The sequence below is a fragment of the Gordonibacter sp. 28C genome (assembly GCF_003339845.1).
In the GTDB taxonomy this organism is placed as follows: domain Bacteria; phylum Actinomycetota; class Coriobacteriia; order Coriobacteriales; family Eggerthellaceae; genus Gordonibacter.
Genome location: NZ_PPTR01000001.1, coordinates 214,815 through 229,858 on the forward strand (window position 1 = coordinate 214,815; position 15,044 = coordinate 229,858).

Here is a 15,044-nt window from a genome sequence, read left to right on the forward strand (position 1 = left end):
CATGGTTTCTCGCGTGTATGTGGAGAAGAAGCCCGGCTTCGACGTGGAGGCGCAGCAGCTCGCTCACGAGCTGCGCGACATTCTGGGCATCGAAGGGCTCGAAGGCCTGCGTTTGGTGAATCGCTACGACGTGGAGGGCATATCGGACGAGCTGTTCGAGCAATGCGTGCCCACCGTGTTCAGCGAGCCGCAGTCCGACGTGGCCGCGTTCGAGCTGCCGGAGGCCGACGGTGCGGCGGTGTTCGCCGTGGAGTACCTTCCCGGCCAGTTCGACCAGCGTGCCGATTCCGCCAGCGAGTGCATTCAGCTCATCAGCCAAGGCGAGCGCCCCGAGGTGCGCAGCGCGAAGGTGTACCTGCTGAAGGGCACGCTGTCCGACGAGGACGTGGTCGCCGTCAAGCACTACGTCATCAACCCCATCGAGGCGCGCGAGGCCTCCTTGGAGCCGCGCGACACGCTGAAGATGGAGCAGCCGGTGCCGCCCATGGTGGAGACGGTGGAGGGCTTCCTCGATCTGGACGAGGCGGGCTTGGCGTCGTTCATCGCCGAGCGCGGCCTGGCCATGGACGCGGCAGACATCGCGTTCTGCCAGCGCTATTTCGCCGAGGAGGGGCGCAACCCCACCATCACCGAGATCAAGATGATCGACACCTACTGGTCCGACCACTGCCGCCACACCACGTTCGGCACGGAGTTGGAGAACATCGTCATTGACGACGAGGCCGTGCGCGCCGCCTTCGAACAGTACCTGGCCATGCGCCACGAGCTGGGGCGCGACGAGAAACCGGTGTGTCTCATGGACATGGGCACCATCGGCGCGCGCTACCTGAAGGCGAAGGGCGTCCTCACCGGGCTCGACGAGTCCGAGGAGATCAACGCCTGCACGGTGAAGGTGAAGGTGGACGTGGACGGCGAGGAGCAGGACTGGCTGTACCTGTTCAAGAACGAGACGCACAACCATCCCACCGAGATCGAGCCCTTCGGCGGCGCGGCCACGTGCGTGGGCGGCGCCATCCGCGACCCGCTTTCCGGGCGCAGCTACGTGTACCAGGCCATGCGCGTGACCGGCGCGGCCGACCCGCTGGTGCCGGTGAGCGAGACGCTGCCCGGCAAACTGCCGCAGCGCAAGCTGGTGACCACGGCCGCGGCGGGCTATTCGTCTTACGGCAACCAGATAGGCCTGGCCACCGGCCAGGTGAACGAGCTGTACCATCCCGGCTACGCGGCCAAGCGCATGGAGATCGGCGCGGTGGTGGGCGCCACGCCGGCCGACCACGTGCGGCGCGAGACGCCCGCGCCGGGCGACGTGATCGTGCTGCTGGGCGGCCGCACGGGCCGCGACGGCATCGGCGGCGCCACGGGATCGTCTAAGGCGCACAACCTGGACTCGCTGGAAAGCTGCGGCGCCGAGGTGCAGAAGGGCAACGCGCCGGTGGAGCGCAAGATCCAGCGCCTGTTTCGCCGCGGCGACGCGTGCCGCATGATCAAGCGCTGCAACGACTTCGGAGCGGGCGGCGTGTCCGTGGCCGTGGGCGAGCTGGCCGACGGCCTGTTCGTGAACCTGAACAAGGTGCCGAAGAAGTACGAGGGCCTGGACGGCACGGAGCTGGCCATCGCCGAGAGCCAGGAGCGCATGGCCGTGGCGCTGGCGGCCGAGGACGTGGACGCGTTCATCGCGCTCGCGCACGAGGAGAACCTCGAGGCCACGCCCATCGCCGAGGTCACGGAAGAGGCGCGCGTGCGCATGGAGTGGAACGGCACGACCATCGTGGACGTGAGCCGCGAGTTCCTCAACAGCAACGGCGCGGCGAAGCACCAGGACGTGCACGTGCTGCGCGGCGGCTCCTACGAGCGCACGTGGGCGGGCGACACGCTGGGCGAGCGCCTGCACGCGCTGGTCACCGACTTGAACGTGTGCTCGAACAAGGGCCTGTCGGAGCGTTTCGACTCCACCATCGGCGCGGCCACGGCGCTCATGCCGTTCGGCGGCGCCCGCCAGCTCACGCCGGCCATGGCCATGGTGGCGAAGCTCCCCGTGTTCGGCGAGACCACCACGGTGAGCGGCATGGCCTGGGGCTTCAACCCCTACCTCACCGAGGCCAACCAGTTCGACGGCTCGTACGTGGCTGTGGTGGAGAGCGTAGCGAAGCTGGCGGCCGCCGGTTTCAAGCGCGAGGACATGTACCTGACGTTCCAGGAGTACTTCGAGAAGCTGCGCGACGAGCCCGAGCGCTGGGGCAAGCCGGCGGCGGCCATCCTGGGCGCGCTCAAGGCGCAGATCGATCTAGGCGTGGGCTCCATCGGCGGCAAGGACTCCATGTCGGGCAGCTTCGAGCAGCTCGACGTGCCGCCCACGCTGGTGTCGTTCGCCACGGCGGTGGGCCCGGTCGATCGCGTGACGTCTCCCGAGTTCAAGCAGGCGGGCAGCCGCGTGGTGCGCATCGCGCCCGCTGCCTACGACGGCGTGCTGCCCGATGCCGCCGGGCTGCTGGAGGCCCTTGCGGTCGTGGAGCGGCTCATCGGCGGCGGCGACGCGCTGGCCGTGTCTACGCCGGGCTACGGGGCCGCGGCCGAGGCGCTGTTCAAGATGTGCGTGGGCAACGGCATCGGCGTGCGCTTGGACGATGCGGCGCTTTGTCATCCTGAGCGAGCGGAGCGAGCCGAAGGATCCCGTGCGGCGATAGCCGATGGCCTCTTCGCACCCGCGTACGGCAGCTTCCTCGTGGAGCTGGCACCGTGCGTGGAGCCGCCTGCGGCAACCGATGTGCTGCGCGTGGACGAGGTGGGCGAGACCACCGAGGCCTACGAATTCGCCGCCGCCGGCGAGGTTATCGATCTCGCCGAGCTGCAGGAGGCCTGGGAAGCCCAGCTGGAGCCCGTGTTCCCGTATAGGGGTACCGGCGAGAAGGTGGAGGCCGTCGGCTGCGCCGACGCCGTCCCGCTCACGTACAACGGAACCATCGCGCGCCCGCGCGTGGTGATCCCCGTGTTCCCGGGCAACAACTGCGAGTACGATTCCGCCCGCGCCTTCGAAGCCGCCGGCGCGGTGGCCGAGACGTTCGTCATAAACAATCTGTCGCCCGACGCCGTGGCCGAGAGCACGGCCGAGCTGGTGCGGCTCATCAACAACAGCCAGATCGTCATGCTGCCGGGCGGCTTCTCCGGCGGCGACGAGCCCGACGGCTCCGCCAAGTTCATCACGGCGTTCTTCCGCGCCCCGGCGGTGACGGAGGCGGTGCGCGACCTGCTGCAGAACCGCGACGGCCTCATGCTGGGCATCTGCAACGGCTTCCAGGCGCTCGTGAAGCTGGGCCTGGTGCCCTACGGCGACATCCGCTCCATGGACGAGGACTGCCCCACGCTCACGTTCAACAACGTCGGCCGCCACCAGAGCCGCCTCGTGCGCACGCGCGTGGCGTCCAGCCTGTCGCCGTGGCTCAGCCGCTGCGAGGTGGGCGATATCCACACGGTGCCCGTGAGCCACGGCGAGGGCCGCTTCGTCGCATCGCCGGAGCTGCTGGCCGAGCTGAAGGCGAACGGCCAGATCGCCACCCAGTACGTCGACGAGCAGGGCGTGCCGTCCATGGACCTGGACGTGAACCCGAACGGCTCCGCATGGGCTGTCGAGGGCATCACGAGTCCCGACGGCCGTATCTTGGGCAAGATGGGCCACAGCGAGCGCCGCGGCTACGGCCTGTACAAAAACGTCCCCGGCAACCTGTTCCAGCCCCTGTTCGAAGGCGGCGTGGGCTACTTCACGGACTAGGTGAGCATCGCATAGCCCGTTGCCTCCGTGCGGCGCACCTCCGGGTGCGCCGCGTTTTGCGTGGCAGCATGGATGGGGCGCGCTCGCCGCGTCGGCAAGCGCATCGTCGCCCGAAGCGGTCGGAATCTGCGCCGAAAGCGACCGTTCCGGGCGACGATGCTCTGCCTGCCATGGTGCTTGTGCGACAGGTGTTGAAATATTTATCAATAAGGGAACGAATACCACTCTCTTATTTATAAAAATAGCGATTTTTATAAATAAGAGAGTATACTGAAGAACCTACTTGATACTCTTGCCGGATCGGAGCGCGCATGAGCGACTACCTGCCATTGGAAAAGCTCTTTTATTCGGACACGTCGCCCGATCGTGAAGAGCGGGTGAGCGAGGAAGCCGAACATCGTCTCGATAATCCCTCCACCTTCAGAACGGGCATCGAGACGCAGACGGGAGAGCTCTTTCTCGCTACGCCTCGGGAACTGTCCGTGCTCAATGAGAAGATGCTTCGCGTCGAGCGCAAAGTTTCGCGGTTATGGCGCGATTTGCCCGGTATCGCGCAGTGGGCTTACGTGCGAAATCTGATCATGGACGAGATCGTGTCGACCAACGAAATGGAGGGCGTGCACAGTTCCCGGCGACAGATCGAGGAGGCGCTGGAGAGCGCGGAGGCGAAGAGGCCAACGAAAGAGGCAAAGCTGTTTCGGGAATTCGCCAGCCTGTATCTTGAGCTGACGAACGTGCATCGCGTGTATCCCCAGACACCGGCTGATATTCGGAGCATCTACGATAAGGTGGTTGCCGGGGCCATCAACGAAGGCGATCTTCCCGATGGGGCTCTTTTCAGGACTGAACCGGTTGAGGTGAAATCGGCAAGTCAGAGAACGCTCCATAAAGGAGTGTTTCCCGAGGCGCGCATACGAGAGATGATCAACCAAATGATACGCTTGGTGGAGTCTCCCGAGATGCCCCAGGTTTACGCGGCCATCGTCTCGCACTTCTTGTTCGAATACATCCACCCCTTCTACGACGGCAACGGAAGAACGGGGAGGTATCTGCTGGCGCTGTATCTGAGCGAGCCGCTGTCCAAACCAACGGTGCTCTCGTTGTCTCGGGTGATCGCCGAGAACAAGGGGAAATACTACAAAGCGTTCGATGCAACGGAGCGGCCGAAGAACCGTGCGGAGGCGACGTTCTTCGTCATGCAGATCATGGAGTTGATCAGACTTGCCCAAGATTCGCTCATCGATGATCTTGAACTCAAGAAGGTTCAATTGGATGAAGCGCGGGCGCGCATCAAGGGGCTTGCGTCGCAGCACGGGTTTGCCGAAACGGCGATGACCGCACTCTTCATGATGGCTCAAACTTACTTGTTCGGAGCCTTTCCCGAGGTCCCTTTGCAGGACGTGGCAGTGCATGCGGAGGTGAGCGTGCAGACGGCTCGGAAGTATCTGAAAGATCTGGAAGAGGGGGGCCTTGTTGCCATCGTTTCGAAACGGCCCCTCAAGTTCACCTTGAGCGATGCGGCCGTGAAGGATTTGGAACTGCCGATCACGGCTTAGATCGCCGCTGGATGATATGGCTGGTGCGGGCGCTCGCTTATATTGCACCCTGATATCGAATAGGAAACTTCCAATAGGGGGGAAGACGAATTTTCGGAGAAAAGCAACGAACTCGCCAAAGCGAAGATCTCCTCGGCGAGTTCGAACTGTTTGCGGATGGTGCCCGAGGCGGGATTTGAACCCGCACGTCTAGGACAACGGTTTTTGAGACCGCCGCGTCTGCCATTCCGCCACTCGGGCGCAAAAAGAAAGTATACCGGATGCCCCGCGCGCCGTCGAGTACGAAAACGCAGCATCCGCGCTTCGAATCCGATCTTCCGCATGGGAGTTTCCGCCGCATCCGAACTCCGGCCGGACTTTTCGTCCTCGCTTCGCGAAGAAGCGTCCCGGCTCGAGCGCCCCGCACGGGCGACGGCCGGTTAACATATATATGATGATCTGGCGCGCCGATGCCGCTTGGCGCATAATGGATCCAACGTCGCCAAGGGGCGGAAACGCCGCCGCTGCGACCCGCAAACGCACGCTCGAACCGAGAGGCGGGAGTCACGTATGGAAGAAACCGAACTGACCAAGAAAATAGACGCGTACCTCGACGACAACTGGGACGCCATGGTGGAGGACATCGCCACGCTCGTGCGCATTCCCAGCTTCCAAGAAGACGACAAGAAGGCCGACGGCGCCCCGTTCGGCCCCGGCCCCAAGGCCGCGCTCACGGCTGCGCTCAAGATGGCCGAGGACATGGGCTTCGAATCACATGACGCCGAGGGCTATATCGGCTTCGCCGACTTCCCCGGCAAAAGCGACACGCAGATCGGCATCATCGGCCATATGGACGTCGTGCCGGCCGGCCCCGGCTGGACGTTCGAACCCTACGACGTCACGCGCAAGGACGGCTACCTCATGGGCCGCGGCACGCTGGACGACAAGGGTCCCAGCGTCATGGCCCTGCATGCCATGAAGTTCTGGAAGGAACAGGGAGCCGAGTTCCCCTACACCATCCGCTTCCTGTTCGGCGCGAACGAGGAATCGGGCATGGCCGACGTGGCGTACTACCACGAGCACTACGACGACCCTGCCTTCCTGTTCACGCCCGACGCCGAGTTCCCCGTGTGCTACGGCGAGAAGGGCGGCTACGACGGCACGCTCGCCAGCAAGCCCATCGCGGAGTGCGCGCGCGTGGTGGCGGAGTTCGAGGGCGGCGCGGCCACGAACGCGGTGCCCGGCATCGCGCATGCCGTGGTGAAGGCCGACGCCGCGCAGCTGCCGGCCGCCGAGCGCATCACGGTGACCGAGGCCGGCCCTGGTTTGGCGCGCATCGAGGCCGCCGGCAAGGGTGCGCACGCCTCCACGCCCGACGAGGGCATCAACGCCATCGGCCTCATCGTGGACTATCTGTTGGAGAACGGCCTGTGCGGTGCCGACGAGCGCGCCTTCTTCGAGCTCGACCAGAAGCTGCTCAACCACACGGACGGCAGCGGCGTCGGCATCAAAAGCGCCGACGAGTACTTCGGCCCGCTCACCGTGATCGGCGGCACCATCAAGCTGGAGGGCGACCGTTTCGTCCAGACGCTCGACAGCCGCTTCCCCACGTCCATCACGGCCGACGAGATCACGGAGCGCCTGCGGCAGCTCGCCGACGAGATCGGCGGCACGTTCGAGAACACGCTGCTCATGGAGCCGTTCTTGGTGAAGCCGGACAGCCCGGTCATCCAAGCGCTGCTGAACGCCTACAACGAGGCCACCGGCGAGGACGCGAAGCCCTTCACCATGGGCGGCGGCACGTACGCCCGCGAGTTCAAGAGCGGCGCGAGCTTCGGCCCCGAGAAGCCGTGGATCAAGGATCCCGAGTGGGTGGGCATGATGCACGGCCCGGACGAGGGCGTGAGCGAGGATTTGCTGAAGCAGTCCTTCAAGATCTACGCGCTCACCATCGACAAGCTCATGGGGCTCGACCTGAAGTAGGGCTCATCGTTGCGGGGCGTATCCCCGTAGGGGCGGGCTGCTGCCCGCCCGGTGCGCTCGCCTTCGCCAAAGGCAACCGCGCGGCGAGCGCACTCGAACCCGTACGACTATTAGCGCCCGCCGGGAGCACGGCGGGCGCGCCGTTTCCGCACCATCGAAAGGAAGGCCACCATGGTGGACACCGTGCCCGACGATTTCTCGCCTGTCCTCGGCATCGCCGACGCCGAGGGGCTCGAGGATGCGCCCGACGGCCGCATCGAGCTCGAGGGGCTGCCGAACACCCGCGACATCGGCGGCATCCCCGCAGCCGACGGCCGTTACGTGAAGCACGCGCGCCTGCTGCGCTCGGGCGCGCTGGATGGCGCCACGGCGCGCGACCTGGCCGTGCTCGCGGACGATTACAATCTGCGCACGGTGGTCGACCTGCGAACCGAGGAGGAGCGGCGCGAGAAGCCCGACCCCGAGGACGAGCTCATGGGCGTTCGCTTCGAGAACGCGCCGGTGCTCAACACCTCCACGCTGGGCGTCACGCGCGAAGGCGGCATCAAGGGCGCGCTCAAGATGCTGCGCGCCGTGCAGGACAACCCCGCCCAGATCATGATGGACATCTACGAGCGCATGGTGCTGGACGAGGCCAGCCAGCGCGGTTTCGCCTCGTTCTTCGACGACGTGCTGGCCACCGAAGAGGGATCGGTGCTGTGGCACTGCACCATCGGGAAGGATCGCGCGGGTTTGGCCACCATGCTGATGCTGCATGTGCTGGGCGCCTCGCGCGACGACATCATGAAAGACTATCAGGCTACGAACCGCTACGTGGCATCGCGCACCGAGGACATCGCCAACGCGCTTGCCACCTACCATCTGGCGGGCAAGCTGGATGCCAGCATCCAGGTGATAAACTCCGCCGATCCGCGCTTCATGCAGGCGGCGCTTGACGCGATCGAAAAGGAGTACGGGGGGCTGGACGCCTATGTCGAACGGGCAGTCGGCGTCTCCGGCGAGAAAAAGGCTTCGTTGCGGGAGCAGTACTTGACCGACGATCCGCAGGGGTAGTCGAAGCCGTTTTCGATGCTTTTCGTTGCGTTCGCGCAAGAAAACGGTTTGGTTACTTTCTATATTCGGGCTTCTCCGCTGTTTCCGGCTCGCTTGATTTATAATGGCTTCGAATGAGGCTCAAGTATGAGGGGTTCGGAAAAACGAGGAGGTTCACGTGTTGAAAGCCATGATCGTCGATGATGAGGCTCCTGCGCGCTCTGAACTCAAGTTCCTGCTGGACGAGTTGGGGCAAACCGAGGTCGTGGCCGAGGCCGCAAGCGTGCGCGAGGCCATCGAGAAGCTGAAAGAGTATCCGGTCGACGTCATGTTCTTGGACGTCAACATGCCGGAAGCCACCGGCCTGCAGCTTGCCGAGGCGCTGCAGCACCTGAAGTTCCCGCCCGCCGTGGTGTTCGTCACGGCGTACAGCGAGTTCGCGCTTGAGGCGTTCAAGGTCAGCGCCATCGACTACCTGGTGAAGCCGGTGGAGACGGAGCGTCTGTCGCAGGCCATCTCGCGCGTGCGCGAGCACGTGTCGCTGCACGTCGCCGCCCAGAAGTCCGAGCGCATCCCCGTCGAGAAGGGCGGGAAGAAGATACTCATCGGCATCGACAAGATCCGCTTCGTCATGGCGCGCGACGACTACGCGTACCTCCAGACCGACACGGACCGCTACTTCTCCACGGTGAGCCTGGCCCAGCTGGAGAAGCGCTTGGACGGCCACGGGTTCTTCCGCGTGCACCGCGGCTACCTGGTGAACCTGTCCATGGTGGAGGAGATCGAATCGGTGTCCGGCGGCACGCTGCTGCTCACGCTGAACGCCGTGGACGAGAAGATCCCCGTTTCCCGTCGCCGCGTGTCCGCGCTGAAGAAGGCGCTGGGGCTGTAGCTTCGCGTCCAGCATGCGAGCCTGCCTGTATGCTGGGCAGCGAGAAACCCCGTCCCGTGCAAGCGAAAAACGCGCAATGAAAAAACGATCGCCCCGGAATTCGGGGCGATCGTTTTTTCAGTCATGAATTTCGGGCAATCTGTTTCCATGCTTGCCCCAGCAGGCAATCGTTTTCGGGTACAGTCCGTGGCCAATCGTTTCTCGACCTCGGATGTTTCACGTGAAACATCCGTTCGCATGGGAAGGACCGACTGCGCGTTCACGCAGCCGGTCCTTCGAAGGAGAGATCCCGTGGAGGGAATTGAAACGCCTAGTACTCCGTAAACGAAGACTTCGGGGCCAGGCAGATGGGGCAGGCGGTGAAGTTCTCGCCCTTGTGGATGTAGCCGCAGATGGGGCAGAGGTAGTACTTGTCGTCGGTGGGCGTGTCGATGGTGTTGTACGCGTCCAGGTAGCGTTCGGCATGGTACGCCTCGGCCAGCTTGGCGCGGGTGAACACCTGCAGGGCCTCGTTGTTGCCCTCTTCCTGGGCCACTTTGATGAACGAGGGGTACATGTCCGACGTCTCGTAGATCTCGCCGTTCGCGCCGGCGATGAGGTTGAGGTCGACCGTGTGCTCGGGAACCTCGGGCGGTTCGGGCTTCTGGTAGCCCGGCTCCAGCTTCTGGGCCAGCTTGTATTCCAGCTCGATGTGGATCTTCTCGGCATCGGACGTGCAGTTGAAGAGGCGCGCGATGTGGTCGTAACCCGCTTTCTCGGCAACCTTGGCCCAAGCGGCGTACTTCGTGGTGGCGCCCGTCTCGCCCGTGATGGCCGTCTTCAGGTTGTCGAGCGTGGTGCCCACCGTGGTGGCGCTTTCCTCAACCACGTTGAAGTTGCTGGCCGTGGCGGCGTCGGGCATCGTCTTCGGGTCGAGCACGTTCGCTGTCGCGGACATGGTGTCGTCACCCATGGCGGTGTCGGCGTTCGCCTGCGCGGGCTCTTCCTGCTTGGGCGAGCAGCCGGCCAGCAGGCCGAGCGACGTGACGGCGGCAGCGCCCACGACGGCGTTCTTCATGAAATTTCGCCTGGAGATGTCGGACATGGAAACCCCTCCTGTTCCTGCGATGCCCGCCTCGTCGCGCGCATCGGCAATCCGTTCGAGCGTTCGTTTCACGCGCTCGCTTATGTTTTGATACAATATATTAATTAGTAATAAAAATCAATAAGAAATACCAGCAAAATGATGATATTTTTGAAGCGCCGCTTAACGACCGCACGTACACAACTCCATCACAAGCTGGGGCAATCGCGGGCGCTTCTTCTCGCCGTTTGCTAGAATGAGCGGAACTACCCTGAAAGAAGGTTCCATGATTTCCGGTGATATGGAAAAACTGTATCCCTCCGCGAAAACGCTCGTGAAGGAATGCGTTGCCAGCCGCGTCCACGCCAAGGACGCGAGCCTGTACGATTTCTCCGAACAAGCGCAGTCGTGCGCCGAGCGCTACATGGGCTGGACGGACCTTGCCAGCAATCCGCCGTATCCGCTGCGCGACATCCAGGCGTTTGCCGATTCGATCATCTCCCAAGGCCTCAACACCGTGGTGCTCATAGGGCAGGGCGGTTCGACCCAGGCGCCCATGACCATCACGAAGTACAACAAGCCCGACTCGTCGAAGATAACGTTCAAGACGCTCGACTCCGACTCGCCCGTCCGCGTGCGCGCAATCTTGGCCGAGGCGAGGCCCGAGAGCACCTTGTTCATCATCTCGTCGAAGAGCGGCGGCACCATCGAGCCGCGTCTCGCCCTGCGCGCCGTGCGCGATGCGGTGGGCGACGCGATGACCGACGAGGAACTCGCCGAGCATTTGGTGGCCATCACCGATCCCGGCTCGGATTTGGAACGGCAGGCGCGCGAGGAAGGCTGGGCGGCCGTGCTGCCCGGCGAGTCGTCCGTGGGCGGCCGTTTCTCCGCGCTGTCGGTGTTCGGCTTGCTGCCTGCCGCGCTCGTGGGCATCGACCTCGAGGAGCTCATGGAGCACGCCGTCGAGGCCGAACGGCGCTGCAGCGAAGACGCCATCGACAATCCCGCCATCGTCTTGGCGGCGTTCCTGTACGACAACTACCTGCAGGGACGCAACAAGTTCTCGTTCCTCACGCAGAAGCGCGGGCGCGTGCTTGGTCTATGGATCGAGCAGCTGGTGGCCGAGAGCCTGGGCAAAGAGGGCCAGGGCATCCTGCCGAACATCGAAGTGGACACGCTGCTGCTCACGAAGGATCCGGGCGATCGCAGCGTCATCACCTACCTCACGAAAACCGACCTATGGGACGAGCGCCGCAACTTCGAGATGAGCCTGTCCTACATCGATCCGGCCATCCCGCGCCAGAACTACCGGATCGACTCCGTCGAGGAGCTGGCCGAGCATTTCGTCATGTGGGAGTACGCCATCGCCATGTGCGGCTACCTCATGCGCGTGTGCCCCTTCGACCAGCCCGACGTGGCATCGGCCAAGGCCGTCGTGCTCGACATCTTGAAGGAGGGCCAGCCTGAGCCCGATTTCGTGCAGGATTTCATCGGCGACGTGCTCATGGGCGAGGCCGAGGTGCGCCTGGCGCCGTGCTTCAAGGATTGCACGGACATCTACGGCGCGTTGCGCGCTCTTCTGGGCAGCATCCAGCCGGGCGATTTCTTCGCGCTCAACGCGTTCCTGCCGTTCACCGGCGAGGGCCGGCGCGAGGCGCTCGAAGCCATCCGCCACGGCGTGGCCGACAAGCGCGGCGTGGTATCGTGCCTGGAGGTGGGGCCGCGGTACCTGCATTCTACGGGACAGCTGCACAAGGGCGGCCCGAACTGCGGCGTGTTCCTCATCCTCTCGGCCGACGAGTTGAAGGACATTCCGCTGGGGCAGGAGGCCGAGAGTTTGGGGTCGTTGGCGAAGGCCCAGGCATCGGGCGACCTCATGACGCTGGCCGAACGCGGGCGGCGCTGCGTGCATCTGCACCTGCCCGACAACTCGGGCGTGACCCTGCGTGCGCTGGCCGAGGTGGTCACCGGCATTCTGGAGGAACTTGACGCGCGATAGGCTCGGGGAGGCGTGTTCATGATAGAAGCGCTCGACATACAGGTCAAAGGTATCGTACAAGGGGTGGGTTTCCGCCCCTTCGTCTATCGTTTGGCGAAGAAGTACCTGGTCAACGGATGGGTGTTGAACGCCACCGACGGCGTGTTCATTCATGCGGAGGCCGAGGCGAAGCTGCTGGACGAGTTCGTCATCGAGCTGTCCGAGAATCCGCCGGCCGCATCGCAGGTGGACGAGATCACGCTCAAAGAGGTGCCCTTGGAGGATTTCGACACCTTCGAGATACGCTTCTCCGACGCGGGCGCCGTGGAGAAGACCACGCTCGTGTCGCCCGACCTGGCCACGTGCGACGACTGCGCCCGCGAGCTGTTCAACCCGAACGACCGACGCTACCGCTACCCGTTCATCAACTGCACGAACTGCGGGCCGCGCTTCACCATCATCGAGAAGCTGCCCTACGACCGCAAAAGCACATCGATGAAGGACTTCCCCATGTGCGAGCGGTGTGCCCGCGAGTACGGCGACCCGCTCGACCGCCGCTTCCACGCGCAGCCCGACGCCTGCTTCGAATGCGGCCCCCATATTAGTTGGAGGGAGCACGAGGGCGGCGATATCGAAGCGCCGCTCGCTCCCACGAGCTGGGGCTCCACTCGCGAGGAAAGTGACGCCATCTTCACCCGCGCCGTGGAGGTGCTGTTGACGGGCGGCATTCTGGCGGTGAAGGGGCTGGGTGGCTTCCATCTGGTGTGCGACGCGGAGAACCCCGAGGCGTTGGCGAAGCTCCGTGCGCGCAAGCGACGCGAGGGCAAGGCGTTCGCGGTGATGATGGCCGACGCGAAGGCGGTGCGTTGCGTGTGCTCGGTGGACGAGATTGAGCGCTCGGTGCTCGAGGCGTCGCAGCGCCCCATCGTGCTGCTGAGGAAGCTTCCCGGCGCCGCGTTCGCGCCCGGACTGGCCGATCGGCTGCCCGAGCTGGGCGTCATGCTGCCCTACACGCCGGTGCAGCACCTTCTGCTGCACGACTTCATTGCGGCCGGGGGCGGCGGCATGCTGGTGATGACCTCGGGGAACATCCACGACGAGCCCATCGTCATCGACGATGAGGATGCGTACGAGAAGCTGGCGGGCGTGGCCGACGCCTTTCTCGGGCACAACCGCGCCATCCGCGCACGCTACGACGATTCGGTCGTGCGCGTCATCGCCGCGGGAAGCGCCGGCGAAGCCGTCCAGTTCGTGCGGCGAGCCCGCGGCTACGCCCCCTTGCCGCTGGCGTTGCCGGTCGCCTGTCACCCTGACCGAGCGGAGCAGTCTGCTTGTCATCCTGAGCGAGTGGAGCAGCCTGCTTGTCATCCTGAGCGAGCGCAGCGAGTCGAAGGATCCCGTGCGGCGCCAGCGGGGGCGCTTTTGGCTGACGCCAAACGGGATCCTTCGACTACGGCGCTTCGCGCCTCCGCTCAGGATGACAGAGACCGATCCTGCGCCTCCGCTCAGGATGACAGGGCCTCTATCTTCGCAACCGGGCCCGAGCAGAAGAACACGTTCGCGCTCACGCGCGACGCCGAGGCGTTCGTCTCTCAGCACATCGGCGATATGGAGAACGCCGAGACCTACGACGCGTGGCTCGACGCGAAGAACCGCTACGAGACCCTGTTCGAAATCAAGCCCGCGTTGGTCGCCTGCGACTTGCATCCGGAGTATCTCACGTCGAAATGGGCCCATGAGCAGGAACTGCCTGTGGCGGAGGTGCAGCACCACCATGCGCACGTCGTCTCGGTCATGGGAGAGCACGGCTTGTCCGGCCCCGCATGCGGCATCGCCTTCGACGGCACGGGCTACGGCGCAGACGGTGCCATCTGGGGCGGCGAGGTGCTTGTCAGCAACCTGCGCGCGTACGAGCGTTTCGCCAACTTCGCCTACGTGCCCATGCCCGGCGGCGCGGCGTGCGTGAAGCACCCGCAGCGCATGGCCTACGGTGCGCTTTGGGCGTTCGATCTGCTGGAGCACCCGGCTGCGGCGGATACGCTGGCGGCTTTGGGCGAGCAGGCCGATGTGTGCGAGCAGATGATAGACCGCGGTTTGAACACGCCCATGACCTCCTCGGTCGGCCGCCTGTTCGACGCGGCCAGCGCGCTTCTGGGCGTGTGCGTCGAACCCACCTACGAAGGCGAGCCCGCCATCCTTTTGGAAGCCGCGATGACGTCCGATGCTTGTTGTCATCCTGAGCGGCCGCAGCTTTCCCCTTGTCATCCTGAGCGACCGAAGGGAGTCGAAGGATCTTCAACACCACCGGATCCTTCGACTCCGGCGCTTCGCGCCTCCGCTCAGGATGACGGCTCTTCGCGCTACGCCATGGACGTGGTCAAGAACACCGCCACGGCCGAGAGCACCGCGCAGGACACGTCCGTCGTGCTGTTCGATGCGGCGCCCACGTTCAAGGCGCTGCTGGACGACAAAGCGGCCGGCGTGCCGGTGCCCGTCGTCGCGCGCCGCTTCCACGACGCGTTCGTCCAGGCCGTCGTCATGGCGGCCGAGCTCGTGCGCACCATGTACGGCATCGAGACCGTGGCGTTGTCGGGCGGCGTGTTCATGAACCGCTACCTGGTGGAGCACGCACTGGCAGCGCTCGAGAACGTCGGCTTCACGGTGGCCGTCAACCGCGATCTACCGCCCAACGACGGGTGCATTTCGTTCGGCCAAGCTGTGGTAGCATGGGCCTCGAACGAAGAGGGCGCCGCCGAGGGCGGTGCGTAAGGCGCATCCGCCGTGGGCGCGCCGCC

General features: G+C 64.6%; 8 protein-coding genes and 1 tRNA gene. 7 read left to right on the forward strand and 2 right to left on the reverse strand.

Going from position 1 to position 15,044, the window contains the following annotated elements; translation table 11 throughout:
* The first annotated feature begins 1 nt into the window (after nucleotide 1).
* Nucleotides 2–3,766 (forward strand): phosphoribosylformylglycinamidine synthase, encoded by a 3,765-nt coding sequence (locus C1878_RS00930; protein ID WP_114599834.1) that lies wholly within the window; start codon nucleotides 2–4, stop codon nucleotides 3,764–3,766.
* A gap of 311 nt (nucleotides 3,767–4,077) precedes the next feature.
* Nucleotides 4,078–5,322, forward strand: a complete 1,245-nt coding sequence (locus C1878_RS00935) for a Fic family protein (RefSeq protein WP_114599835.1) — start codon at nucleotides 4,078–4,080, stop codon at nucleotides 5,320–5,322.
* A gap of 157 nt (nucleotides 5,323–5,479) precedes the next feature.
* On the opposite strand, the gene C1878_RS00940 is transcribed toward C1878_RS00935, so the two are convergent.
* A tRNA-Leu gene (locus C1878_RS00940) sits at nucleotides 5,480–5,562 on the reverse strand.
* A 309-nt stretch (nucleotides 5,563–5,871) separates the two neighbouring features.
* Between C1878_RS00940 and C1878_RS00945 the strand changes: the two genes are divergently transcribed.
* From C1878_RS00945 to C1878_RS00955, 3 genes are all read left to right on the forward strand, one after another.
* The gene (locus C1878_RS00945; RefSeq protein WP_114599836.1) at nucleotides 5,872–7,284 is read left to right on the forward strand and encodes a Sapep family Mn(2+)-dependent dipeptidase; all 1,413 of its coding nucleotides are present in this window, start codon (nucleotides 5,872–5,874) and stop codon (nucleotides 7,282–7,284) included.
* A 171-nt stretch (nucleotides 7,285–7,455) separates the two neighbouring features.
* A complete protein-coding gene (locus C1878_RS00950; protein WP_114599837.1) occupies nucleotides 7,456–8,337 on the forward strand; it encodes a tyrosine-protein phosphatase in 882 nt (293 codons plus the stop codon).
* Between the two features lie 157 nt (nucleotides 8,338–8,494).
* Nucleotides 8,495–9,208, forward strand: a complete 714-nt coding sequence (locus C1878_RS00955; RefSeq protein WP_080144027.1) for a LytTR family DNA-binding domain-containing protein — start codon at nucleotides 8,495–8,497, stop codon at nucleotides 9,206–9,208.
* Nucleotides 9,209–9,518: 310 nt separating this feature from the next.
* On the opposite strand, the gene ngr is transcribed toward C1878_RS00955, so the two are convergent.
* Complete coding sequence (ngr, locus tag C1878_RS00960) at nucleotides 9,519–10,265, reverse strand: nigerythrin (RefSeq protein ID WP_241963552.1); 747 nt, start codon at nucleotides 10,263–10,265, stop codon at nucleotides 9,519–9,521.
* 292 nt (nucleotides 10,266–10,557) lie between these two features.
* Between ngr and C1878_RS00965 the strand changes: the two genes are divergently transcribed.
* Complete coding sequence (locus C1878_RS00965) at nucleotides 10,558–12,270, forward strand: glucose-6-phosphate isomerase (protein ID WP_114599839.1); 1,713 nt, start codon at nucleotides 10,558–10,560, stop codon at nucleotides 12,268–12,270.
* Between the two features lie 18 nt (nucleotides 12,271–12,288).
* Nucleotides 12,289–15,018 carry a carbamoyltransferase HypF gene (locus C1878_RS16790; protein WP_241963553.1) on the forward strand — a complete coding sequence of 910 codons (2,730 nt, stop codon included), beginning with the start codon at nucleotides 12,289–12,291 and terminating at the stop codon, nucleotides 15,016–15,018.
* Nucleotides 15,019–15,044 lie beyond the last annotated feature (26 nt).

Bases quoted from the DNA above. Each gene is read 5' to 3' on its own strand.
- C1878_RS00930 (WP_114599834.1), top strand. From the start codon at position 2: ATGGTTTCTCGCGTGTATGTGGAGAAGAAGCCCGGCTTCGACGTGGAG.
- C1878_RS00935 (WP_114599835.1), top strand. From the start codon at position 4,078: ATGAGCGACTACCTGCCATTGGAAAAGCTCTTTTATTCGGACACGTCG.
- C1878_RS00945 (WP_114599836.1), top strand. From the start codon at position 5,872: ATGGAAGAAACCGAACTGACCAAGAAAATAGACGCGTACCTCGACGAC.
- C1878_RS00950 (WP_114599837.1), top strand. From the start codon at position 7,456: ATGGTGGACACCGTGCCCGACGATTTCTCGCCTGTCCTCGGCATCGCC.
- ngr (WP_241963552.1), bottom strand. From the start codon at position 10,265: ATGAAGAACGCCGTCGTGGGCGCTGCCGCCGTCACGTCGCTCGGCCTG.
- C1878_RS00965 (WP_114599839.1), top strand. From the start codon at position 10,558: ATGATTTCCGGTGATATGGAAAAACTGTATCCCTCCGCGAAAACGCTC.
- C1878_RS16790 (WP_241963553.1), top strand. From the start codon at position 12,289: ATGATAGAAGCGCTCGACATACAGGTCAAAGGTATCGTACAAGGGGTG.